The sequence below is a fragment of the Pseudoalteromonas simplex genome, from assembly GCF_015278155.1.
GTDB classification, from domain to species: Bacteria; Pseudomonadota; Gammaproteobacteria; order Enterobacterales; family Alteromonadaceae; genus Pseudoalteromonas; species Pseudoalteromonas simplex.
Genome location: NZ_JADILN010000002.1, coordinates 720,396 through 746,028 on the forward strand (window position 1 = coordinate 720,396; position 25,633 = coordinate 746,028).

Annotated in this window: 13 protein-coding genes; 10 read left to right on the forward strand and 3 right to left on the reverse strand. The window is 38.6% G+C overall.

All coding sequences use genetic code 11. The features are described from left to right. Positions 1-49 precede the first annotated feature (49 nt). Positions 50-1,468 carry an MATE family efflux transporter gene (locus tag IRQ78_RS07190; protein ID WP_054551768.1) on the reverse strand — a complete coding sequence of 473 codons (1,419 nt, stop codon included), beginning with the start codon at positions 1,466-1,468 and terminating at the stop codon, positions 50-52. A 233-nt stretch (positions 1,469-1,701) separates the two neighbouring features. Here IRQ78_RS07190 and IRQ78_RS07195 point away from each other — a divergent pair, with 233 nt between their 5' ends. The 9 genes from IRQ78_RS07195 (at position 1,702) to IRQ78_RS07235 (ending at position 22,744) form a co-directional block, all read left to right on the forward strand. After that, a complete protein-coding gene (locus tag IRQ78_RS07195) occupies positions 1,702-2,355 on the forward strand; it encodes an OmpW/AlkL family protein (protein WP_194441691.1) in 654 nt (217 codons plus the stop codon). A gap of 328 nt (positions 2,356-2,683) precedes the next feature. Beyond that, the gene (locus IRQ78_RS07200) at positions 2,684-4,897 is read left to right on the forward strand and encodes a CapA family protein (protein ID WP_194441692.1); all 2,214 of its coding nucleotides are present in this window, start codon (positions 2,684-2,686) and stop codon (positions 4,895-4,897) included. Positions 4,898-4,906: 9 nt separating this feature from the next. Next, positions 4,907-6,817, forward strand: coding sequence for a hypothetical protein (locus tag IRQ78_RS07205; protein ID WP_194441693.1), 1,911 nt, complete (start codon positions 4,907-4,909; stop codon positions 6,815-6,817). Next, a complete protein-coding gene (locus IRQ78_RS07210) occupies positions 6,817-9,930 on the forward strand; it encodes a poly-gamma-glutamate biosynthesis protein PgsC/CapC (protein WP_194441694.1) in 3,114 nt (1,037 codons plus the stop codon). The genes IRQ78_RS07205 and IRQ78_RS07210 overlap by 1 nt, the downstream gene beginning before the upstream one ends. Beyond that, entirely contained in the window at positions 9,917-12,181 is a 2,265-nt protein-coding gene (locus IRQ78_RS07215; RefSeq protein ID WP_194441695.1) for a hypothetical protein, read from the forward strand. The genes IRQ78_RS07210 and IRQ78_RS07215 overlap by 14 nt, the downstream gene beginning before the upstream one ends. Continuing rightward, a complete protein-coding gene (locus IRQ78_RS07220; protein ID WP_194441696.1) occupies positions 12,171-12,917 on the forward strand; it encodes a hypothetical protein in 747 nt (248 codons plus the stop codon). The genes IRQ78_RS07215 and IRQ78_RS07220 overlap by 11 nt, the downstream gene beginning before the upstream one ends. Continuing rightward, positions 12,902-17,179 carry a hypothetical protein gene (locus IRQ78_RS07225; protein ID WP_194441697.1) on the forward strand — a complete coding sequence of 1,426 codons (4,278 nt, stop codon included), beginning with the start codon at positions 12,902-12,904 and terminating at the stop codon, positions 17,177-17,179. The genes IRQ78_RS07220 and IRQ78_RS07225 overlap by 16 nt, the downstream gene beginning before the upstream one ends. Continuing rightward, positions 17,169-21,260 (forward strand): poly-gamma-glutamate synthase PgsB, encoded by a 4,092-nt coding sequence (locus IRQ78_RS07230; RefSeq protein ID WP_194441698.1) that lies wholly within the window; start codon positions 17,169-17,171, stop codon positions 21,258-21,260. Before IRQ78_RS07225 ends, IRQ78_RS07230 begins: the two co-directional genes overlap by 11 nt. Positions 21,261-21,502: 242 nt before the next feature. Next, entirely contained in the window at positions 21,503-22,744 is a 1,242-nt protein-coding gene (locus IRQ78_RS07235) for a DUF642 domain-containing protein (RefSeq protein WP_054551960.1), read from the forward strand. A gap of 60 nt (positions 22,745-22,804) precedes the next feature. Here IRQ78_RS07235 and IRQ78_RS07240 read toward each other — a convergent pair whose 3' ends face one another. Then, entirely contained in the window at positions 22,805-23,335 is a 531-nt protein-coding gene (locus IRQ78_RS07240; RefSeq protein ID WP_194441699.1) for a thioesterase family protein, read from the reverse strand. 110 nt (positions 23,336-23,445) lie between these two features. On the opposite strand from IRQ78_RS07240, the gene IRQ78_RS07245 reads away from it, so the two are divergent. After that, on the forward strand, positions 23,446-23,934 hold the full coding sequence (locus IRQ78_RS07245; protein WP_054551777.1) for a hypothetical protein: 489 nt from the start codon (positions 23,446-23,448) through the stop codon (positions 23,932-23,934). A gap of 63 nt (positions 23,935-23,997) precedes the next feature. Here the strand turns inward: IRQ78_RS07245 and tyrR are convergent, their stop codons facing one another. Continuing rightward, positions 23,998-25,554, reverse strand: coding sequence for a transcriptional regulator TyrR (tyrR, locus tag IRQ78_RS07250; RefSeq protein WP_054551778.1), 1,557 nt, complete (start codon positions 25,552-25,554; stop codon positions 23,998-24,000). Between the last annotated feature and the right edge of the window lie 79 nt (positions 25,555-25,633).

Below are 25,633 nucleotides of genomic sequence, written 5' to 3' on the forward strand. Positions count from 1 at the left end.
AGCTTAGGTTATTACAACGAGAGATTATGACCGCAGTGTGAAACTTAAATTAATGATTTCCTTCTTCAATAAGGGTTTCTTGGGTTACCTTGGCAATGTCTTTGTCTTCTTTGGTTAATTGTGTTCGTTGCCAACGACCAGCTGCGAACCAAAGATAAGTAATAATCGCCACAAGTACATTCGTAATAGCAAACGAATACCAAATCCCCTGCGGTCCAAGAGAGGTATGCTTAGACAAAATATACGCGGCAGGAAATTGAATAACACATTGTGAAAGCAGTGACACAACCATCGCATTTAGCATGTTGCCTGAAGCCCTAAATGCAGCGACTACACAAAGCTGCACGCCTATTCCGCCCCAAGTTAAGCACATAACCCGAATGAACTCTGCACCACCCGCTATCACAGACTCATCATCAGGAATGAAAAAAGCCACCAAGTATTCAGCAAACAGATAAGCAACAACACCCACTATTGTCAGGCCCAGCAGTCCCCAAAGTGAGGCTAATCGTGTTATTTGTGCTGCACGCTGTGGATTTCCCGCCCCCATGTTTTGACCAACCAAAGTCGAAACAGCCATTGAAAGACCCATTGCCGGGATCATCACCATTTGTAAAATATTAGATCCAACACCATAAGAGGCAATCGTGTGCGTACCAAAGCTTGCCACCAAAAACGACATAATAATTAAACCAAAGGCTCGCGCAGAGAGTTCAACCGAGCCTGGCGCTCCTAAAAAGAAAGCCTGCTTCATATACTGCCAGTCTGGTTTAAAACTAGAGAGTTTAAGTTGAATGCCGTGACGCCCTCGCAAAAACACCCATACCCCGATTGCAGCCGCTAAACTTTGCGTGATAAGTGTGGCTAATGCAGCGCCCATTACGCCAAAACCCGAAAAGTCACCAAAACCAAAAATCAGTAAGGGGTCAAGCACAAAATTGAGTAACACAGTACCGCTTACAATATAAAGCGGCACCTTGGTTTGCCCGATACCACGCATTAATGCTTGAAACATGGCATAAATAAATACAAACACAACGCCGATAAAAGATACATGCATAAATTTAAGGGCATCACCAAACACTTGATCTTCAACACCTAATAAAGTCAAAAAATATGGTGAAAGCATATAGCCTATTAAGCCAAGTATGGTTGCGGTAATTGTCACCATTAACATAGTTTGGGCAGCAACGTGATTAACCTTATCTTGCTGACCCGCTCCCATGTATTGAGCGGATAAAATAGCCCCCGCCATTGCCAACCCAGAGCCAATAGCAATCACTAAAAAAGTGACCGGCATACTGACAGAAACGGCAGCTACTTGCTCTGCCCCTAAGCGGCCTACCCAAAATGCATCGGTCAGTTGATAAGCCGACTGCAAAATATTGATTAAGATGATCGGGATACCTAATTTAAGTAGCGCTTTTGAAATCGAGCCATGAAGAAATAAGTGCTGAGGATCAGCCATGCAAAATACCTAATAAGCAAATAACACCGTTAGTTTACCAGCCGCAACTGAATATAGAGTCAATAAGAGTCAATCTTTTTTTGATCTTCCCATTTAAAAACTTAATCTAAATCAAAAAATGGCTTCACTTAGTTCAAACATTTTTGAAACTTTGATCTAGAACAGGTTTTGTCCTCTGCAACTTAGTAATAATAGCCTCAACCAATTAAGACAAGTAGTTCGCGGAGAACAACATGAAAACTAAATTAAGCATTGCATTACTTACTTCACTATTAGCACTCTCTCCTGTTGCAAACGCAAACTTAAGCGTGAATGTAGGTGCAATTAATGTAAACCCTGATAACGACAGCTCAAAAATCAATGAAGCGCCAACGTTAGGACTTCGTGGCGATGACAATACCCAATTAGGTATTACGATTGATTACTCTTTTAATGACAACTGGGTTCTTGAATTAGTTGCAGCGACACCATTTAGCCATGATGTTCAAGGAACTGGTGGCTTAGCGGGCAATAAAATTGCCGATATTAAGCAATTACCACCATCACTAATCGCCCAGTACCACTTCTTAGACTCAACTTATAAGTTCCGTCCTTTTGTGGGTGTAGGTATTAACTATACAACCTTCTTTAATGAGAAACCTTCTGCGGCTTTAAAAGCAACATTAGGTACTGACGATGTAGAAGTGAAACTAGATGATTCATTTGGCTTTGCAGCTCAAGCTGGTTTTAACTACATGATGAGTGAAAACTGGGGCCTACATGGCATGGTTTCACTCATCGACATCGATACAGACGCAACAGTTTATGCTGACGGCGCAAAGGCATTAACTTCAACGGTAGAAATTGACCCAGTCGTTGCTATGTTCGGTGTTAAATACAAATTCTAACTTTCATTTTGTGAAAGCCCATACGCACAAAAAGGCCATTTAATGGCCTTTTTTTTCATCTTTATTTAGTCGATTACAAATTTATTCTTTAACTCTGGCATCATATTTGTTAAACCCCTAGTAAACAAATTATATTTTTGAAAAAGAACATTTTTTTGAGCTAAACTTCAATTTAAGACGTATTTGTTTTGCTAAATTTCAACGGACTAAGAAATATCTGAATTTTCAGAGCCAGCGGTTATTGTTCCCGATAACCAACAAAGATACAATATATCAATAATAATATTGACCTATACAATGTAAAAAAAATGATAACGAGGCTTGCCTTTTGAAAAAGATTATCAACTATTTACTTATAATTTCATGTTTAACCTTAACAGCATGTAAAGTGAAAGACCCTGATGAAGATAAGCCGCAAGAGCAAAAGCAAGATTCCATCAGTGCTAGAGAAACTTTACTTGCTGGTAAGGCTGATTTATCTCTATCAGTGGTGGATGAGAGTAAAGCCAATTTAAGCAATGTTGTCATAAAAGTCGCAGGACAAAGCTACACATCAGATGCCAATGGCAAAGTTAACATTAGCGATTTGCCTTATGGTAACCATGCCTTAATGGTGCAACAAAACGGTTACTTTGCAAAAGCAGGGGTTATCGTTAATCAACCAAATTATGCAACTTCTCAAGTACAATTAGAAACAAAAGCTCAAAACAGTAAAAGCCTGATTTTTGCTGGAGATACTATGTTTGGACGCCGTTATTTAGATCCAAGCTTATCGACTATGGGAACAAACATCCCCGATGTTAAAAATGCACTTATTCGCCCTGAAACAGCTGGGGCAGATAGTGTTGCAATTACTGCCGATGTTGCTGAGCTATTTTTAAATGCAGACTTTGCTTCTGTTAACTTTGAATCACCAGTAACAAGCAATCCTAGTACCGTTCATCCAACTAAAGAGTTTAGCTTTTTTTCTTTACCTGATTCGCTCCAAGGACTTTCAGCCATAGGCGTTGACTATTTGGGGCTCGGTAATAACCATGTGTATGACTATTTACAATCGGGTCTTGAAGACACACTTATAGAAGTAGCAAATGCGGGGTTCTTACACAGTGGTGCTGGAATAAATGACACTGACGCTCTTGCTCCTGTGAATGCTAGTCTTGGGGACATTAACTTAACACTCTTTGCTGCAACCTCTATCACTGGAGATGAGCATGAATTTAATTATGTTGCAGAGCAGAGTAAAGGAGGAGCGGCAGATCTTACCAATGCAAATGCAGTAAATGATACTCTACAAGCTCTTGATACTAATAATTTTATAATTGCACAAATGCATGGCGGTGATGAATATAGTTACTCGCCAACAAGTTATATAGACGGTCGGTTCCAAGCTCTTTCTTCGCAAAATACTGATTTATTAATAGCTCATCACCCTCACGTTGCTCAGGGTTTTGCTGTTTATAATGATATTCCTGCAGTACTCGGCTTAGGTAACTTTGTATTTGATCAACCTAGATTAGACACTCTATTAGGTGTTGCGGTGATGATTGACCTAAACGCAGACACACAAACAGTAAATCGTGCCTTTGCTTACCCTATTTACATTGAAGACTACAAGCCTCGTTTTACCACTGGCTTTTTAAGTAACTATTTAGTGCGCCGTCTAGCAGAGTTCTCAGATAACTCGGTAACGTTAATACCGCGTGACAACTATGCTGAAGTATATTTCTCTAAAGACCAAGCAACAAAGCGTACTTCACAAGTGACCGTTACACTCGATAGCAGCAGTGACATAATTGACTTACGTCAATATGCACCATCATCCGCTGCATACTTGTCTAATATTGAAGTGATTAGTGGTGAGCTTAGCAATAGTATTTTAGGCCGAGACATCATGGTATTCGGCGATTTCGAAGACTGGGATAACGACTCAGAAGCTTTTGAGGTAAGTCGCTGGGATCATACTAGTGATAGCGTTTTTCCTTGCACCGATAAACCCTACGCTGGGATTCAAGCTCTTTGCTCTAGCCGCGATGAGTTTGACAATACCCCTTCAATCATTCCTTTTAGACACACTATGCGAGTGATGGAATTGATTGACGAAAATGGGGCGCCATTATTGAGTAAAGATTTCTCATTATATGGCTACTTACAATCTGAGAATGGTGGCAAGCTAGAAAGCTTGTTAACTTATACAACCGAAATTGATGATCTTACTTTTTCGGAAAATGAAGTTGTTATCAGCAACGGAGGTGATAACTCGTGGCAAGTATTTAGCCATGATTTCAGCTTACCTTCTGACGACTTTACCCTTGGCCCAAAAAACTTACCGCCTCGTGGTATTAAGCTTCAATTTAGACAATATGCGCCAAGTAATGGCGAAGCAATAACGCGCTTAGACAATATCGCGATGATCACTTGGCAAAACCCAATCAGTCTTGAAAATAAGCAATGGCAAACCAGTAAAATGCATGGATTTGACTTTTTAAAAGTCTCTGCAAGTAATGATACGAGTATAAAGCTCACTTTCACTTTACTTGACTAAGGAGGAGCAGTGGCTGTATTTCAACAATTGTTACGATTGAGGCACCAACGTGCGTTTTGGTTAACAGTTAGCTTATTTGCGATTGTAATGTTCAGCAATTTAATGAACCTATTTCAGGCAAGTAATGCTTTTTTATACCAAGCACTTGAGCCATTAGGTCAAACACAGCAAACTAATATCGTATTAGTCAACAGTGATAATTTGAGCAATAATCACCAGCAGCTGGTAAGTAAACTTCATGATTATAAACCAAAAGCGATTATTGTCTTAGCCGATGAACCTTTGCAGCCCTTACCTATAGACAATGTATTCTATCCGTACTCAAACAAAAGCTATTGTGTCCCTCATGTAATTGCTTGGGCAACCTATCAGATTCAAATTCCTTCTCAAGAGGGTTTGAATTGCATAAGTATTTGGCAAGAAATATTTGATTATGAAAATAATCAAATAGCCTTGATTGACTTTAAGCTCGCCGTGGCCGCTTTACCAAAATTTAGTGCTCAAAGAGTGCTTAACTTTGATGTTATGAGTGAACAATTAGAAAATAAAGTCATCATTGTGGGTCAAAAAGCTTCCTCATTTAACGTGCAAATACACGCGCCAAAACTTAACGGCTTACATGACCCACTATTACTCACGGCTTACATGGCTGACAGTATTGATAAGAACACTGTAGTAACACTGCTAAAACCAACCTACTCTATTGTTATTGAATTAATTTTAGTGGTGGTTCTGCTTTTTAGTTTTCAGAAACTATCACTCTTTTACTCATTTTTCATTGCCTTCATGAGTATTTTTGTCTGGTGCACAATTGGTTATTTTTTCGTTGAATCAATGCAGATTTATATCCCGATAGGCCAGTACATTATACTTACCTTTATCACCCTTCTCTGGATCCTAGTTGTCCGCAAAGTAACAGAGGATGCAGAGCTTAATGTTGTGGTAAATAATATCCAACAAAAGATGATGGGACGCTTCATACCACAAAGCTTTATAGATCAAGCTTCGCCTTGGGACCCTATTATTCAGTTAATTAGTCAACAATTAGACTTAGAGAAATCAATTTTCCTTGCTCGCAAAGAAGATGATCACCGAGTTGTAGAAATTCGTGCAATGAATTGTAATTTAGATGACATACAAGAAATGCGCAGAGATTATCAACGAACGCCCTACAGTAATGCGTTAAAGTCATTGGGGATAGTGCAAATAACTCGACCTTTTTTTAAACATGTTAGTGCGAATGAAATTGAATTTATGGTACCGCTTGTTTATGCCGGTGATGTACGCGGTTTCTGGGCACTTTCAGTGATCCCAAATACGCAGTTCAATCAACAAGCCTTTGAAAAGAATGTTAATAAATTTGCTGCTCAAGTCGCTGAATTGCTATTCCATTACCATATTTTTAAAGCCACTGAGAGAAAAAATAAAACTCTAATTAACCAACTACTTAACTTGAGACTGCATGAGCCTACGAGCCAGCGAGTTAAGCGCTCTATTGATGAAATGGAGCAAAAAATGACAACTTTAGAAATGGTATTCAGCCACACTCGTTCTGCTAATATTTTGTTTAACTTATTTGGCCAAGTTATTCAGACGAATGCCGCATTAGAGCAATTTGCAAAACAACATCAAATTGCTGTCTTTGAGATGACTGCATTAGATCTATTATGCCGCTGTTGCAAACTGGATACTGAGGTTGCCAAGGGCAAACTTCGTTATGTGACGTTAAACAAAGCTGAGATAAGTTTACCTGCCAAACTTAATAACCGAAACTATACGCTAAGTATTAAAGCACTGAACACCGACAGTTCGCAAACTGCCTCAGGCGAACCATTTCAAGTATCAGGTATCTTATTTGAATTTATTGATAACCATGCTGTCATAGACGAGCAAGAAGCCACTAAAGAGGACCAAAGTTAATGGACTTTGTACTCGCGCTTTTTCCTGCAGGCACAGGCTTAGGCCAGTCTGTTATTACTACCGTATGGGTAGGTACTGCGGTCGTCTGCTTGTTAAATTTGCGTTTTGGTTTCCCTCTGACGGGGCTTGTTGTACCAGGCTACCTAGTCCCTTTACTGATTATTAGCCCAACCTCAGCTGCGGTTATTATTATCGAGGCAATCGTTGTTTATGCATTAATGCGCTTTAGTGCTCATTATATGATGGAAAAGTTTGGCTATGGAGAAATGTTTGGGCGGGATCGCTTTTTCGCCATAATCTTGCTTAGTATTCTTGTGCGTGTCTGCATGGACACATTGTTTTGGCCTTTAATTGCCGCTCAGTTAAGCCAATGGGATATTACTTTTGATTATGCATCTCAGCTTTATTCTTTAGGCCTTATTATTATCGCACTAACAGCGAACGTGATGTGGAACGGAGGGTTTAAGTACGGGCTTAAAGTAACTTTCATTCAATTACTTATCACTTTCTTGCTAGTTCGTTTTGTCTTAATGCCTTTTACTAATTTTAGTATTGCTAATTTGGGCATTATGTACGAAGCCGTTGCCGCTTCAATCATCGCGGCACCAAAAGCATATATCATACTAGTCATCACTGCATTTATTGCTTCCAGAGCAAATATAAAGTACGGCTGGGAGTTCAATGGAATAATGCTACCGGCATTACTCGCACTGCAATTAACTCAGCCTTCAAAGCTTTTAACTTCTTTTATAGAAACGGCCGTTATTTTAATAATTGGTAGCTCATTGGTGCATTTTACTCGGCTAAGACATGCGAACATTGAGGGTGCCAGACTATTAATGTTCTTCTTCACTATAGGCTTTGTCTATAAGTTAATACTGAATTATGTCGTTGTTTGGTATTTTCCTACGCTCAAAGTGACAGACACATTTGCATTTGGCTACATGCTTGCAACTCTACTGGCACTAAAAATATATCAAAAGAATGCGCTTGGATTAGTAATTAGAGCAACATTTCAAACTTCGGTAATTGGCGGCATTTTCGCTATTACTGTAGGTTTCTTAGTGATGTTAGTGCCCTCTTTGCTGTCTAATCAGGATGTACATTCAGATATCGACAATCCACATGTCATCACCTTAAATCAACAAGTAAGCCAATATAAGAGCTACTTATACACAACTCGGACAGATAAAGTAACAGTCAGTAGTTATAAAGCTAATCAAGCAATTAATGATTTCAAGTATGCTGTTTACCAGTTAAATCAAGCACTTGAGAACAAGCAATCCATAGCAAAGTTTGGTTATTTATTTAGCGAGCTGGGTTTTTCGCTTGAAAGTGATGAGCAATATGTTTACTTGGTAGATACCTACGAAAGTCAGCAAAGAGGGCTATTTATTTTTAATAAAACGCCAAAGTCTCCTTTGTTGATAACTATTCCCTATCCAATTACAGAAAGTCTAGCGAGTGACTCTGCAAGCTTGATTTTTCAACATATGAATAATAAAGCAATGTTATTTGGCACTGCTAAAACGCCACAAAAGACGATTGCAACGGAAGATCAACAAAGCTTTTATTATCAAGCTTTCATTGACGCACTACAAAGTGACGAAATCTTACAAATTCGAGAAGCTAATCGCTTCACGGCAGCACTAGTTGAAAAGCCTTCTAATAAATTCGACAGCCAATATTGGATATATAACCAACTACCAACTTCAATTAGCCAAAGAGACATTCACCAATTTGTAGGCAGTGAGGCAACTTATTTTGGTGCAGCAACACAAAGCAGTTTGCCAACAGCGAATTACTCGGGCTCTATGCTTGAACTATTTTTAGATAGTGCTAACTATACTAATATTTTGGCTAACATTTATCGCGATAACTATAAGTACAATACCCCCCAAATTAGCGTTATCAATGAAGAAATAAATACTATTGTTGACGAGTTTGCTTATCAAATTAGTAAAAAAGGTAGTTTTGAGTATCAACCTCTATCAGAAAGCCAAATAGCGCTGTGGGAGTATGAAGTTTTAAAGCCACTCTATAAATTAATTACACAGATAGGTAATGCCCCACTGACAGAAGACAAGCTTAATCAGTTAAAGCAAATCAATGGCACAACCGAACTACTTAACTATCAATTGCAACTAATCAACAATAGCAGTGGTCGATATCTATTGTTAAGCCCACTTAAAAATAATGAAGCACGCTCACAAGGACAAGGGCTTTACGCTTTTAAATTGACTGCTCATGAAGCTATCACACTCAGTGTACCAAGGCCTTTATTTGAAAGTAATACGCTGAGTTTTGCAGCTGAATTATTCTCCGAGGCAAACACTGCCAATTTATTAATTGCGGGGGCTCACCCTTATGCGCACCCTAAAGCTAATGTACTTGGGGCTGATAATATTGACTCTTTATTTAATGTTATTCATCAAAGCTATTTGCGCTTTACAGCTAATCAGCCTAGTTTACACATTCAAATCCGCAGCCATAGCGCGCCGTCATGGGTACGCCCAAATGCAATTGCATTCTCAGCTACGCGCATCAGCGATGTGGCCTCGCCACTAATGAAACAAATCGACGGAAAACTGAATAACTTAGGGGTTGAATATCAAGTAGTATCAGGACAAAAATCAACGCGAGGTCTTGAAATAGGCAGCTCACCTCAATCAGGATACCAACAATTTAATAGCAATAGTGAGATGGCAACATTATGGCTGGCATCAGACTTTAAAGAACAATTTTCAATCGACCAAAACAGCGTATTGCAACGATTATTGGCAATATCTACCAATACAAAGGTAAAAACTATAAATCTGGCTACCTTGTCGCCACTAAACTGGCAAGCAATCTCGACTAAAGAAAAGCAACGAATTCAAACTCTCGTTAAAAACTATATAGCTCATCAGCGTTTAACATCATTAAGCGGTTTCTGCGAGCAAATTAAAGACTGCTCTTTACACACCATTAAGCTGGAAAATGCAGACAAGTACGCGCTTATGATTAAGTACAATAACGATATTGTGGCAATCTACAATCCAACCAATAACCAGATTATTGATCTGAGCTTATTTAATAGCATTATGGCTGGAGGCGCATATGTACTTAATTAAACGCCTACTTGCTATTTTAGCAATCACAATTGCTTTAGTGGCACTTTTTTATTTCTCACGAAACATAATGGTATGGATCGATTCCGCTGAACCCATTGATGCGCGTACTAGTCAAGAAACACGTTCAAATGTACAGTGGCTTAGTAGTCAAAAGCCACTACAGTTTACGTTTTCAAATCAACGTACTCACTCACTACGCATTTTATCTAATGCCGTGTTTGATCAGTCAGTCGTACTTGATCAACCGGTTAATTATGCAATTAAATACGTGCTATATGATCAAGAAGGAGATGTCATTTTAGACAAGGTTTACCATCATGCATCTAAATTGGTTACAAACTCGCAAGAGCAACAAGTAAAACAAATAATTGAAAACAAACAATCATTGAACGTCGCATCTGGTCAATCTTTTTATTTACCTATTAAAGATTACCCTAATGCTGCGAGTCTCGATCTAACGCTTATCCCTGAACAAACTAACCTACAGGGTGTAGTTGTAAGGGTCCACGCTAAAACTCCTGAGCAAAGTATTGATCCGCTTAACAGCTGGCTAAAGCGTCCTTTAGAAAGACGCAGACGAGCAACTGATTACCTTACTATGGGAGAAAATACTTTAACTGATGGAGAGATTAGAAATGCGATGGCATTCTGGTGGCAAAAAATTGCACCACAGGGAATTCCTGACATAGATTTTAAATCAGACATATTGTATGAAAGTTTACCCTACAATGTAGTCACATATGACTTTAGTGAACAGCAACATGATCTAGGCTCTTATTTCACGAAACCGGGTCTTTGCGCGAGTATTCGCTTAGAGGAAACCGATAGCCTGATATTCAAAACAGACAAACAAGGGCTGCTTCCTTCGTTAATTTGGTATGACAAACTACAGTTTTCCCCTCCTTTACCTGTAAACTTTAGTGCAATAGACGAAGCTAATAGTTATCAAACTGAACCACTTAATCCGGGCTTAGTCACAATCTGCAGCGAAGATAATTTATTAACGCAATGGCGAACATTATCTGGTAATGCAATCTTAACTAGTTACTCAGGCAGTTACTTGGCTAACAGCCAATCCTCTGTCAGTTTTGATATTGAATCGCAAAGTCATTTAAATATTGAAGTTCGAGCTCTTGAGACAAGCCAACTAAATGTCACCTTGTTTGATGAAAGTAACGAGCAAATCGAGAGCTATTCTGTGACATTGAAAGGACAAGCTTCAGAGTTTGATCGTTTGATTGCCGAAAACACACAACGTCAAGATGTTGGTATGTTAGTAACTTACTATTTGCGCTCGCCAAAGAATGCAAGGCGAGTCGAAGTCAAGGCAGATAAAGATGTCTATGTTCGTCTGAAATCCCGCTTTGCTGATTTTAACTACCAAAGAACCTTAACTCACGGCTTGGTGACAGAATCAACTACAAACTTTCATGATATCGCTGCGTGGTATGAACATCGCGCCAATAATCATTATGAACTTACATTGATGGGGCACTTTTCGAATATTCGGACTTTCACGCCACCAGCAGAGTTAGATCCACAAGTCACATACTATCAATCTAGGGAACTATTTGATCAGCTACCAATTTCAAATGTAGCACTGACACTAAGCCCCAATAAGTACTATTTACCTAAACAACCCGCTCAGGTTTTTAACTACGGTATTTATAATAAGAATAATTATACGCCGTATATTAACTCTGAAGATAACAGCCTAATTTATCGTTTAAAGGGTAATAGTGCTAAAGAAGCTAATATGGCGGATTTATCTGTTTCACAACTACAGCAAATCCAAGACAGTTCTCGCTCAATGTATCAAAATTGGTATGGTAATCGGCCTTGGGTTAAACAACGCCTGTACCAATTAAATAAAAAGACTCCTCTAACACTCAGATTTGATAAGTATCAGCGCCCTATTAGTCTTGTTTTCAAAGTTGCTAAATCAAATAATAAGGCTCCCGTTGAACTTAGTGTCAAACAAAGAGCAAAATACAAGTCAGGACTCACAAGCGAATACAGTATTAAAAAGCAAAAATATCAGCTTTATCCATCTGAACTAATTAATGCTTTTTTGATTCACCCAAAGAATAGCCGACTGAATAGCTATCCAAGTGTCACGCACTTAGTATCAAGTGATATAGATACTTTACACTCAATAACAATCGAGTCATCAGAAACAATCTGGCTATCTATTCTCGATGAATACCCTGCTCAAGAGCAAAAAGTGAGGTGGTGGAATAATGAAAATTAATGCTATGTTACTGGTTTTTTGCACTTTTATGGCGGCATGCAGTGCCGAGGAAACTAGCTTGCATGATTTAACAGAAGATTTTCATGCTTGGCTATTAAAACCGAACACTGAACTAACACACTTCAATTACAAGAATGGTGTTTTTAAAGCAAAAAAAACAATTACCTCCGGTGGCGAGATTCATTATAAGAAGACTGGTAATAACTGTATTGCTTATGCACCTCATCGCTATTTTGATAAACACACGCTAAAAATAGCCAAGGCAGTGTTTGCTGAATGTCAGGTGTTACTCACAAATTCAAAACATAGAAATACCCTTGATCAAAGTAATAATAAACTCGATTTTGGCAAATACAAAGTTAGTAGTGCGAATGCATTTATTCTTGCCTATGCTAAGACTGTAGAGTCTTTTTCTATTTATCAGGTACATGGGTTTGCAAAGGAAAAGCGAAAAACTTTACAAGGGCGTAATGCAGATATCATTGTTAGCAATGGCTCTAAAACACCGTCAAAAGCAACTGTAAAAATATCTGAATGTTTAAATAATCAAGTAGGCTCTAATGTTATGCTATTTGGTCGTGATGTTTTTGAGCTCGGAGGGACAAAAAATATACTTACCGACATGGCGCCTGTTAATAGCCAGTTTTTTCATATCGAGTTAAGCCGTCAAATGCGTGAGCGTTTAATAACTAATAGCCAACTTTTAAAGCAGTTTAGCCAATGCCTTATATCATAATAGCCTTAGTCACTTTTACATTATTCAGCATCAACATGGTGTATGCTGCTAAGCCTGAGCATGCGGTTCTTGAGCCCCCTATTTGGTTACAAACCACGCCAAAACTGGCCCCTTTAACGTCTACTCAAGAGTTGCAATTTGATGCCAAGCAGCATCAGTATTTATGGCTACCAGAAGGCCATTGGCTTGAGATAAATCCCGATTTATTAAATCAATTTATTATCAGCGCCGGAAACACACAATACATTCAGCAGCGTTTACAAGTTCATCGGGATCTACTTTGTAATTCGAAACGATGCCAGCTTCCGGCAACAGGCCATAATCGTATAATTGCCATTCAGAATCACCTTGACGAAAGCGCTAGCTTTAGGGCTCTTGTCGGTCACTATCAAGCAAAAAGAGATAGTTTTCGACGTGCACTCAAGCTAGCAAAACCATCTGTTTTATTGACCACACAGCAAGGCAATGAGCGTTATTATCAACTGCATAAAGATGAAGAAGTTACGCTGTTTTTTCCTGCAGCAAAAAAATTAAAGCTATCTGTTAGGCAGAATATGCAACTTCCTGATCGAAACGGTGTTGTGTACGCCTATGTTGATAACGTTTTAACAGCAAAAGTGAATACGATTAATAGTCTCGCTGTTGAATATTCAGATAAGAATGTTGGTTTAGTTAACTCAGATTATTTGGCTATCGAGGCAGGCCAATACCTAACCATTAAAAGCGCAACAAATTCACTGGTTAAAATAGAGCAAAGCCACCGCGCAATTTATGATGATGGTGCAGCCGCAAAAGAACAAGAAAAGCAACTAATGCCATATTGGCTAAATACTGCCAATGATCATTTAAAGTCAATTTACCAAGAGCACTCGTTGGGGCCGTTAAGTAACACTGTTTTTTCTGAAAATGACCCGCTTAACGTAAAGCGATACTATAACTTGCTTTCGATGATGAGCATCGATTCACAACTTGTTGGCAGCTATCGAAACCAATTGCCTGTAGAAAGTAAAAGTGAAACCATCACTGAGCTTGCTGAGCTGCGTTTAGTCGATCATCATTTTTACCCTCGTATCAATCATCAGACTAGACTTTTAACAGCTCTGTCTCAATCTGCACAAGTGTTTGACTTAACGGTAAAAGAACGAGCTACGCCTTGGCTTACCCTAATTGCAAAAAGTAACAATGACACACAATTAAAATTCACCGCAGGTGAGCAAAGCTGGCTAGTTAACCTGAAAGCGACAGAACACTTTCAAACATTAACACTCTCTGTGCCTTTAAAAGAAAAATCACTTTCTATACAAGCACTTAAAAACACAACGGAACATATTGATTTTGCACTATACGCAAGAACTCTAGCTGATATCCCCATGGATGAAGTACTCTACCAGCAGCCGAACAAGTTAAGTGCAAAGAGCCCTACCACAGAGCTGATTATTAAAAACTACTTGCACAAGCAGCATGCGGACTATTTAGCTTCAATTGAACCTTATACACCCGCACAGCAGCAATTAAACATAACAGATTGGGAGCAGTTGCTAATGACTGCTAATGATTTAGCAGAATCTGCGCCATTGGATGCCCTTCGCTTTTTGAAAAAGCTAAGCCAGCATAGTAACCATCAAGTTGCGGAAAAAGCATGGCAAGCAAGAATTGATATTTTGAGGCAGCAAAAACAATTCCATTTAGCAAATAGCTATCTAGAAGGTTTATACAAAAGTGCAAAACAGGCTCAATTGCAGCATTTTGCAAGTTTAGAGTTGATTGAAATTTACCAAGAGCAGCATCAAGACTACAAACTATTTGCCTTGTGCGCTGGTAATTTATCGTCAATTTCCAATTGTAGAAAAATCTTGATCAGGCTTGCTGTTAAACAGCAGAAAAATCGTTTAGCGACGTGGCTAGCTCATCAGTCTGATCAGCAAAACATCGCAGAACCAAGTTTCGCAGCACTAAATTTTCAAAGTTTGGCTTCAAATACTAAACAAAATGACCCTTTATACCACTTAGTAACAGCAGAGCAAGCTGGACTTATTGATGGACAAGGCAAAATACAAAATACCGTGCTAAGTGATAAGAAACCGTGGAAATTTACTGCTACGCACCCTATTCATTTAGCGATCAAAGCTCGGGTAGCTGCGAAACAAAATGGTGAATATCAAACGGCTTGGCTAAAAGCCGATAGCCAATATCAGCATAAATTGATGCCAATTTTTAGTGATATTCCAGCAAATATTCAGTTTGTAGATAATCAGCAACTAGCATCTATATCGGCAACCTTAATTATAAGCTTGCAAGTCGGAGAAACTCTGACTTTGAGCGCTGATCATATGACATATCTTGATGTAAGCCTGCTCCCTAATGATTTAGTTTCACAATTTGACTACCAGTCTGATGCTGCCAATAACCTGACTGCAATAGACTTTATGTCATTAGTTTATTCACCTACCGCATCACAGTATGACTTATTAATTAATGGCTTATACCAATTAAGCAAAAGGCGTTTAAACGACAATCAATACACTCAGCTACTGCAACGTCTAGAGACCTTACCAGCAACAGCTAGATCGACCTTCATTCAGAATAGAATTGAAAGTTTTGGTCAGTGGCAACCTATTGAAAGCATGCTAGATTATGCTGGAACTCGACTATTTAAAATGCAAGCTCCTGCACAAAGTAGCTTTGCTGATCGTTTTACCTTGCTTAACACCCAGTCTGCGTCAGAGCAAGGGTTACAGTTACGACCATTCCATACTTTGCATATTGATCTAGCTCAAACTGCTGGACAACAAATCCGTTTTAAATTTCACTTCTCTACTGCAGAGTTAGCACGAGACAATGTCGCAAATGTTTCACTTCGCCTAGCTAATGAACTGAAAACCTGGTCAGTTTCACAACAACAAAGTGTGCCATTTACTTTTACTAAGCAAGAGCTCGATAACAACATAATCAGTATTAGATGGCTCAACCCTTACCTATCGCAATACTTAACAATAGAAGCAGAACAATATCTAGCCGGAAAATGGCAGCACTTAGAGCTACCAACCAAGTTATTATTCTACACGGTAATACCGGACACACCGCTAATAGCAACTTTATCGGCCGACAGGCTGATCAAGTTGGAAGAAATCGACGAACAAAGACGCACAGAACGTCGCTTTTTTCATCCTGCAGGAAAAATCGAAGTTAAAGCTGAAAAATTGGAATATGTCCGCCTATACAGTTGGCAGTTAAGCGAGCATAACAATAAAATTTCTGCTTACTCGCAGACTAAAGCTGCCCTGCCAGAGTTGATCACCTATCAAGCGCCTGAAAAAGTAGAAATCGTTAAGGAGCAAACAGAACTACACGCAGATGAACTCAACTGGCAAGTTTTTGCTCGTTATGATCAACAGCAAATTTTTCAAAGCGCTGAAGATATTCCCACCCGCGAAGAAACTGATATTGGCGCTAGAATTCGGATAAATGATGATAATCAATGGTATCAGTTAGAGGGATATTACTCATTCAGTGATACGCAAACTGATATTATTAATTTAAATGGATATTACTCTTGGGAGGATGAAACAACGCCTTGGTATATTGATAGCCAAATTAATAGTCGCTGGCAAATGAGCCGAGAGCAATTTGATAGTCAATACGCGATTGATGCCAGCATTAGTATTGGCCAAATATGGCGACAAGACTCAGTGCATCGCCATCAATGGCAAATAACTCCTTATGTTCGCTACAGCAGCGCTGATTTAGCTGACTACCTCGCAGATGATAAGCTTAACTCAGGTATTTTTAATTTTTACAGAGAAAATCATTCATCTGGTTGGTTAGGGCTCTACCAATATAGATATCAACCCTGGGTCGATAACTACCTTAACTTTGGTGTTTCTTCCGGTTCTAATGATGATTGGAGCAGCTTGGATTATTTACGTTTTAACTCTAGTTGGAATCAATATTATGAAGGCCATATTTTCCAGGTGGGGCTAGATAGTTATTACCGCTTCGCTGATGAACATCGTGCTACTGCCACATGGCAATATATCTCTCGCTTTGCATGGCAAAAGCAGATTGACTTAGGGGGCTTCTCACAAGGCTGGCTTAAAGTAAGCTGGCAACAAGATTGGGTTTGGAATAACCACAATATTAGTGTTGAGTTTTCATCTGGCAATAACTTGCATACGGGCTTTGCTCCCTATGCACACGATGAAATTATTTTTCCAACACTTCAACTTAACCATTTGTTAGAGCTGAGTGACTATGAGCAGTAAAGTTTTAAAAGAGCGCCTTGAGTCTCTACTATTTGCCGATATAGCCAATTTTTGGTTAGACCTTTATCGCCAAAAGTATAAGCAACTCGTTAACGAATTAAGTGAGTGGGAGCTTATAAAGAACCAGCCAGATGATAATGACGAAGATGATTGGTTGTTACTCCAAGCTATTGCTTTTTTAACTCACAAAATTGATAAGCTGCAAAACCAATTAACCAAACTTGATGGCGATCATCGTCGCTTTGTTGAGCGTTTGAGTCATGCGGAATTAAAAGCCGAGAGGCAATTTCATATCCTTGATTATGCAAAAACATTAGGGGCAAGTGAGTTGCAACTGCAAAAGGATCAAGATGCTTTTCAGCGTTGGTTTGATGAAGGGGCAATGATTAATCGTTACCAAGATAAAACCTCTGAACTTGAGCAATCATTAAAGTTTTTGATAGGAAAGCTTGGTGACTTAACAAACCGTTATTTACGTAATCACCAAAATGACATGGCTCAGTCATGGTTAAGGCTCGATTTAGAAGGCTTCTTTTTAAACCTACTAGAAAAAACAGACAATGAAGCAACACGAAACTCATTATTTAGAGCGTTAGCTAATCAGGTAAATTTGCTTAATGAATATGTCGAAGATCCTGAGTTTAATGCAGATTTAGTTGAAAGCTTACTACAGTCATTAGAGAAGCCAACAACACCACACGCAGCAAAAGTCGATATTTTAGAAATACTAATTAATCTTAGACCCACTTTTACTCGCTACTTTATGCGCTCTCATATTGATCTGGACGTTGATAAAAACGGCAAAGTAGATCGCCAGCAGTTATTTTTAATTACTTCATTTGCCAAAATCATCAGCAAACAGTTTTCCTTAAATGAGGCAAACCGTAAACTGATTTTTTTACTTGCTAAACATGCTTACCCTCGTGTTCGTCAAAGTGTTATAGAGCAATGTTCCGTTTTGCCTTGGTCATGTGTAACCGATTTACTCAATGAGCGGATGCAACTTGAAAACAGCCCAGCTGTAAGACTAACATTAATTAAACAGTTATCAGACCCGCGCTTTAGTGAACAGCAATTAGGCTTTAAGTTATGGCAACAACTCCTTGAGGAAACTGATAACTTTGCAGAACAACGTCTATTACTTGAACTCACTCCGAGGATCATGTTTAACCTTCAAGTTGATAATGATAATCATGACTACACTCAAGATATATTTAAAGCGTTTATAAATGTATTAAACCGACAACTTGAAGAAAAAACTAACCTTGCAGTAAAACGTATTATTAGCCGTGTTCGAGAGCAGTTAGTCAGTTTTATGCATCAGCAACAAGTTGCACAATTAGAGGTGAGCTTAAGTTCAGACACATCCATTGACTGTAAAGAAGTAGATGAAGATTTGCTTGGCCGACTACTAAGTAAACAAGCTCAGCATTATGAAGCGTTCAATGTTATCCTGAAGAAAAAGTCATGGCAGGTGCAATTGGGTTATAAGCGTGGCTTTAGAATCTGGCGCTTATGGCATGAATTTAAAAACCCTAGTACCGGAAAAAGACAAAGCTATAACCATTTACAGGCCAGAAAGCCTAGTGCATTTATGCATGTACCAAGTTGTACTGTTGCAGAGATAAGCCAGACAGAAGTACCCGGTGAGCCTCGTTTTGATGAGCATCAATTTAGCTCACGACCACACTTGCCATTACTTGATTTCTTATTAAGTACCTTGTCTCAAGATAATTTAAAAGCGTCAGCTAAATCCTATACACCTGATGGCATTTTGATAGTTTCACCACCAACAAGTTTATTTAAGCGTTTATATGCATACTGTTGGATTTCATTGAACTACGAAAAATTGAATGAGTTACGAAATGGTACTGAAGTAGAACAACAACACTACCTAGAAAACATTCGCAGTAAGGGCTTTACGCTAGACTTCCAACCATATGGAATGTTGTTTGATGTAGCGTTCCCTGTCGAATCAGGTATTGCTAACCTTTTTAAAAAGCTCGCAATTACACCCTTTATTTTTAACATTGGGTCAAGCTTTAAAGAGTATGCGTATTCAATTTACCAAAACAGCATTGGTCAGCTAATATTTTTTGTCATTAGCTTTATCGCTTACTTTTGGGCGAGACATATAAAAATCAGCCGTCAGATTCAATCTGACAGAGCACTTATTCCTGTATCTATTGGCGGCTGGGGAACACGTGGGAAATCCGGAACAGAACGCCTTAAAGCGGCCCTTTTTAGCAGCTTAAGTCTAAAAGTAGTAAGTAAAACAACGGGCTGTGAAGCTACGATGATTTATGCAAGGGCAAGTGGTGAGCAGTTTGAAATCCCCTTATTTCGTCCATTCGATAAAGCCAGTATTTGGGAGCAAGGAGATGTTTTGCACTTTGCTAAGAATGTAAAAGCAGACATATTTTTGTGGGAATGTATGGGGCTCACACCACGTTATGTGCGTATTCTTCGCAACTGGATGAAAGACAATTTCTCAACCATAACAAATGCCTACCCAGACCATGAAGATATACTCGGTCCAACAGGTATCGATGTTGCAAACGAAACCAGTCACTTTATTGGCGAGAATAGCTTAGTATTTACCAGCGAACAAAATATGGCTCCTATTTTAGACGTCAATGCCAAGCAGAAGAACTCAAGTTTGATCCAGGTGCATTGGGCCGATGGCTTGCAAATTACAGACGATATACGTTCTTTATACCCATACCAAGAACATCCAGCTAATATTGCGCTAGTTTGTAAAATGGCACAGCATATTGGCTTAAGTAAAGACTATGTTTACAAAGAAACATCGGCCAGAATCATTCCTGATATTGGTGTTTTACAACATTTTGAAAAAGCTAAAGTGGGTAAAGTAGAACAATCATTTATTAATAGCATGTCAGCAAATGAACGTTTAGCAACGTTAGAGAATTGGCAACGGTTAGGGATCTATGATTTAAATGACAACCCCAAAAAACAGGTTATTGCTTTAATCAATAACCGAAATGACCGTGTGGCTCGCTCAAAAGTATTTGCAGATATTTTAAGTCACGATTTGCGTTTCGATAAAATAGTTGTAATTGGTACAAATGTTGATGGGTTTTATAGCTACTTTATTAACGCACTCATTGAGCGATTAGATAAAATTATTGCTAATAATGATCTAGAAGAATTTAATAAACTTTTATCTCAGTTCAACTTTTTAACTGAAGAACAATTAATTGCTCGTTTGAGCGACGCATACGATCTAACTCTTGCTAATAAGCTCATAAAATTAAACGGCGACTCGCTTAAGAAATCTAATATTAACGCTCTTTTGAAAGATGCTACCGGTAACTCAAATGAGGCCGAAGCATCGGCTATTTTACAAAATCTATTTGTTTATCAACAACGTCAAACATTAGAGTTGCTTAAGCAAGATATCGTTAACAATAGCGAAAAGCTAAAAGAGGTTATTGTAAATACAATAAAATCTAACGTTGTGTTACATGAAAACAGTAGTTTATCTGCTGATGAACTAACGCGGTCAATTGCCCAATTAGGTTTAGTAAATAACCATCAAGTTATTGTTGGTATGCAAAACATTAAAGGCGCTGGCTTGAACTATGTTTACGCTTGGCAGCAGTGGCAGCGAATAAACCATACTCTTGAACATCTATTTGACCAACAATGTACAGCTAAGGAGTTCAGAACAGCACTAACAAACCTCAACATGATTGTTTCCTTTAATAGGTTAGAAGTGGCCACATTAAAACAACATTTGAGCACATTGAAAAAAATGCACTTGGCGCAGAATGAGTTCTGCCAAGCAGAAATCACTAATCTACTTGAAAAACTTGAGGCATATAGTTCTGAAGATAACATTGAGAAACAGCAAGCATTGCCTATTCAATATTTAAATCAAGTGGTTGAGTCATTTCTTGATGCAGGAGCAGCTGTTAAACGTAAGAAAAGAGCAAATCAAATTTATAAAGATATAGCTGATCAGCGAATTACCTTAGAAAAGGCGATAAAAATATTAGGCAAATTAAGCCGCAATCAAAAATCAGGCTGGTTTGCTAACAAATCTAAACCCAATTAACTTTTAACCTAGCATAAAAGCGCAGGGTAATCCAAAAGGATTGCTTTGCGTTTTTTATTATTTTCCCATCGAAAAATCAGAATTTTCCTACAAACTAAATTCTTATTAAAAATCAATTGATTAATATGAAAAATTAAAAAAGTATAAATTTAGATCTATTCCCTATTTGATAAACACCAGCAAAAAGCAGTAAAATGATACTATTAAATATTAATTTTATGTTAACAACTTCGGAGACTGTCATGAAAAGCTTAGTTTCTAAATTAGCAGTGTTACCTTTAGCTATCGCCTCTGGTATGGCAATGGCAAGCACAAACCTAGTTGAAAACGGGTCATTTGAAAATAACACAGTAACTGGCCATGGTGGACAATGGCAGTTATTCAGTAATATCGATAACTGGAGCCGTAGTAACAATGCTAAATTTGAGTTACAAACTAACAAATTAGGTATTGTTCCAGCTCAAGATGGTAATCAACTTCTGGAACTAGACTCAACTGCTAACTATTCAATTTCACAGAGCGTAGCTACTTCAGCAGGTAAAAAGTACGAACTTACTTTTTATTACTCTGCGCGTGTTGAAGGTAATGCGACAACAAACGCTGCCAAAGTTTTATGGAATGGTAATGAATTAGCGACCATTAATAGCAGCACAAAAGGCTGGACTAAATATAGCTTTACTGTAGAAGCAAACGATACTAGTTCAGTATTGAGCTTTGCTGGTGCTGGTAAATCAGACTCTTTAGGCGCATTTCTTGATAATGTTTCATTAACAGAAATTCCAGAACCTTGTGCAGTTGAAACAGGTCTATATGGTATTAATAACTTCGGTTCAGAAACTGAGGGCTATGTTTATCATTTCAACCCAGTTTCAAGCTCTGTCACTATTGTTGCAGGCCTAAATAACACAGCTTCAAATATTGCAAGTAAAGACGGTGTGCTTTATTTCATGGAGCAACTAGATAAGAGCAGCAAAGCATCTAAAATTTACAGCTTAGATTTAGCAACTAACCAACAAGCGGAAGTAGTTGATGCGACTTCATTCCCTATTTACCGCTCAACAGTCACCGCTGATGGTCTTGCTCTTCGTGCAACAAGTAAGACATATATGTACGACTTTGATTTAGAAACAGGTGATAAGACAGTTCTTGGTAAACTATCTTACCCTGGTGATACTTTCTCAGATGGTGATATTGCTTACTCAAATGACTTTAACGTACTTTACGTGTTAACAGGTAAAGCACTTTATACGCTAGATGAAGGTAGCTTAGAATTGACACTTGTTGGTGAGCATGGTGTAAATTGGGCATCAGGTATTGCGATTGCAGATGATGGTACAATTTATGTTTCAGGCCGCGAAAGTGGTGAAAATGCTAAAATCTACTCACTTGACCAAAACACTGCAGAAGCAACGTTTGTAATGGATGGTCCTTCGCATGTTAATGACTTAACATTTGTTAGTGAAGCAGTTTGCGCTGCAGAGTAAACTGTGTTTAAAACCATAAAAATGCCAGCTTAGCTGGCATTTTTTTATTTATCTTGGGTATCACTTATTTGTGAGTTTCTTTTGCTCTAACATTTCTTTCCAGTGCATTACTTCTGTTGGCAAGATAGGAGCTACACCTTCAAACCCAGCAACTTCAAGCATTTCTTCAACGCTCACAACACCTTTCTTACGTTTAAATACCCCTCGTACATAGGCAATCGCATGCAATCCACGCTCAGAGTGAAACTTTTGTTCAATGTAAAAGTATTTATGGTCCCAGCCAACTAAACGCGTACTAACAGTGTATTTTTGCATTGGTTTAATATCGCGAATATAGGTAATTGCAGTCGCATTAACGATCGGGAACCAACGACGTTTCATAATATGTTGAAGCAACCCTACTCTTTCTGTCATCCAAGTACGCGCCAAATCCATCATTGCTAAATAACGAGAATTAGTCAGGTGCAAGTTAATATCGCAATCAGTCGGCAGTGCTTTGAATTCAATATCAATCGTGTCGAGTAAACCTTGATAGTCACGATTACGTTTGATTTTAAAAAACAATAATATTAGTCGAAAATATAGATTCACAATAAAAGGTCTAACCAGTTGATAATTCACAAAGTGTATCACAGCATATTGCTAAGGCGAATATTCTGCTCTAATCTGTGCATATATTATTATAAAAACAGATAAGCCTAATGAAACTATTCAGTTTGGTAACTCTATTTTCTGCAAGTTTATTTACCGGCTCAGCATATGCTGACTTCAACTTTCCAGGTAACGGTACTTTAAAATACCCAACGGGTGTGGAAAAAGATTTTAAATTTGGTTTTGCTTGGCAACAAACTGCCGAAAAATTCACTATTGGTGATAAAAGCTATGACATGTCTTTGCCTGAGTCATACTCCGTTGCGATTACACTGAGTAAAGACGAACAACAAGTTTGGGTACAAGAGTTTAATAATGGCTTTATTGAAGGCTTCAATTGGCAAATAGCAGATCACTCCTTAAAACTTGAAAAGCGCAAATTTAGCGACTCAGTCAAAGGCGATTATGTTATAAGCCTAGATAACCGAGATTACTTTTTTGCCCGCAATAACATAAGTATTGTTATCAAATTTGACAATGACGGTATCAAAAATATTGCCATTGATGGTGTCACCAAGGATATGGGTACCAAACAGTAGCAAAAAGCTTGGCTTTTCACCCAAGCTTTTTGCTTAATTCACGATTATTGTGGGGGGTTACTTTTAAACCTTCACTGTCTTACGGTTAATGCCATAATCTCGAAGTTTGTTTGCCACTGCGGTGTGGCTCAAACCTAATCGCTTAGCAAGCTGTCGAGAGCTAGGATAAGCCGGATAGAGCTTACGAAGTAAGGTCGCTTCAAAGCGTTTTACCGCTTGATCTAAAGTTCCTTCAAAGTCAGACTCAAGATAACCTAAATCATGAGTAAAGGTTGGTAACTGCAAATGTTCAATACGCAGTTCGTTATCATCTAACAACGACACCGCACGGTAAATCGCATTTTCTAATTGGCGTACGTTACCCGGCCACGGATAATCTTGTAAAAAGCGTAAACAATCTTCAGACATCACAGGCACAGAATGACCATTTTGTTGGGCATACTTTTGAATAAAATGTTCTGCTAACGGGCCTATATCAGCTTTTCTGTCACGTAATGGCGCAATTTCTAAGGTCAAAACATTAATCCGGTAATAAAGATCTTCTCTAAATGTCCCCTCTTGCACCATGGCCGGTAAGTCTTTTTGCGTTGCAGCAACAATACGTACATTCACTTTTACTTCGTTTTCATCACCGACTTTGCGAAATGTGCCATCTTGTAAAAATCGCAGCAACTTAGTTTGCAATTGAGTCGACATTTCACCAACTTCATCTAAAAACACCGTACCACCATCGGCTTGCTCCAAAACGCCACGTTTTGGTGCCGCGTTTTCTTCATAGCCCGCATAACCAAATAACTCTGACTCAGCCACGTCATCAGGTAACGATGCACACGATAAAGCAATAAAGGGTTTTACTGAACGGTTAGATGCATAATGACAAGCCCGTGCAAGTAGTTCTTTACCTGTCCCCGTTTCACCAGTTATCAAAATTGGCGCTTCAAGCTGTGCCATTTTGCGAGCTTCACGAACAACACGACGCATTGCAGTGCTAAAATTATGGATTGTCGCAAAACTTTCTTGGCCATATCGACGAAAGGCACTCACTTGCTGACCAAGTCGACTTTGCGATTTAATGTTAATAACGGCGCCTGCTAACACATCCCCTTCAGCACCTTGTGGAACTGAAATAGGAAGAATATCAGCAATAAAATCTTCGCCAGCAACTTCTACACGCGTTGTTTGACCAAGTACTTCTTTACCCTCTAACCAGCGAGTAAAGTTAAAGCCTTTCAGCAAGTTATTAATATTAGCGCCTATAACTTCACTTTCAGATAGCTGTAAATCGCGACAAGCTGCATCATTGCATAATCGCACCCAGCCTTTAGCATCAATAGATATTACACCATCAGGCAATGCTCGCAGTAATGTATTTAATTCATTATGCTCTCGCTCAGAAGGTAGAAATGCAGTTGTGCGAACATCCATCACGCCGTCAATTAAGCGAATAGAAGGCATGATCTTTTGAAATTGCTCAAATTCAATAGGAGGAAAACTGACATACATACGACAATTAACCGAATCTACTTCAATACCTTTTAAGTCAACCTGATAACTTACTAAGATATTGAGAATCTCTTGTGCGATACCGATTCGGTCAGCACAGTGGATATCTAAACGCATTACATCCTCAAAAAACGGGAACCTATAGTATGAGAATAATACGCTAACTACTAGCGGCTGAATAGTCTATTGTAAACAA

What these genes read in the sequence shown, in the direction of transcription:
- IRQ78_RS07190 (WP_054551768.1), bottom strand. Translation starts at nt 1,468, where the DNA reads ATGGCTGATCCTCAGCACTTATTTCTTCATGGCTCGATTTCAAAAGCG.
- IRQ78_RS07195 (WP_194441691.1), top strand. Translation starts at nt 1,702, where the DNA reads ATGAAAACTAAATTAAGCATTGCATTACTTACTTCACTATTAGCACTC.
- IRQ78_RS07210 (WP_194441694.1), top strand. Translation starts at nt 6,817, where the DNA reads ATGGACTTTGTACTCGCGCTTTTTCCTGCAGGCACAGGCTTAGGCCAG.
- IRQ78_RS07215 (WP_194441695.1), top strand. Translation starts at nt 9,917, where the DNA reads ATGTACTTAATTAAACGCCTACTTGCTATTTTAGCAATCACAATTGCT.
- IRQ78_RS07220 (WP_194441696.1), top strand. Translation starts at nt 12,171, where the DNA reads ATGAAAATTAATGCTATGTTACTGGTTTTTTGCACTTTTATGGCGGCA.
- IRQ78_RS07225 (WP_194441697.1), top strand. Translation starts at nt 12,902, where the DNA reads ATGCCTTATATCATAATAGCCTTAGTCACTTTTACATTATTCAGCATC.
- IRQ78_RS07230 (WP_194441698.1), top strand. Translation starts at nt 17,169, where the DNA reads ATGAGCAGTAAAGTTTTAAAAGAGCGCCTTGAGTCTCTACTATTTGCC.
- IRQ78_RS07235 (WP_054551960.1), top strand. Translation starts at nt 21,503, where the DNA reads ATGAAAAGCTTAGTTTCTAAATTAGCAGTGTTACCTTTAGCTATCGCC.
- IRQ78_RS07245 (WP_054551777.1), top strand. Translation starts at nt 23,446, where the DNA reads ATGAAACTATTCAGTTTGGTAACTCTATTTTCTGCAAGTTTATTTACC.
- tyrR (WP_054551778.1), bottom strand. Translation starts at nt 25,554, where the DNA reads ATGCGTTTAGATATCCACTGTGCTGACCGAATCGGTATCGCACAAGAG.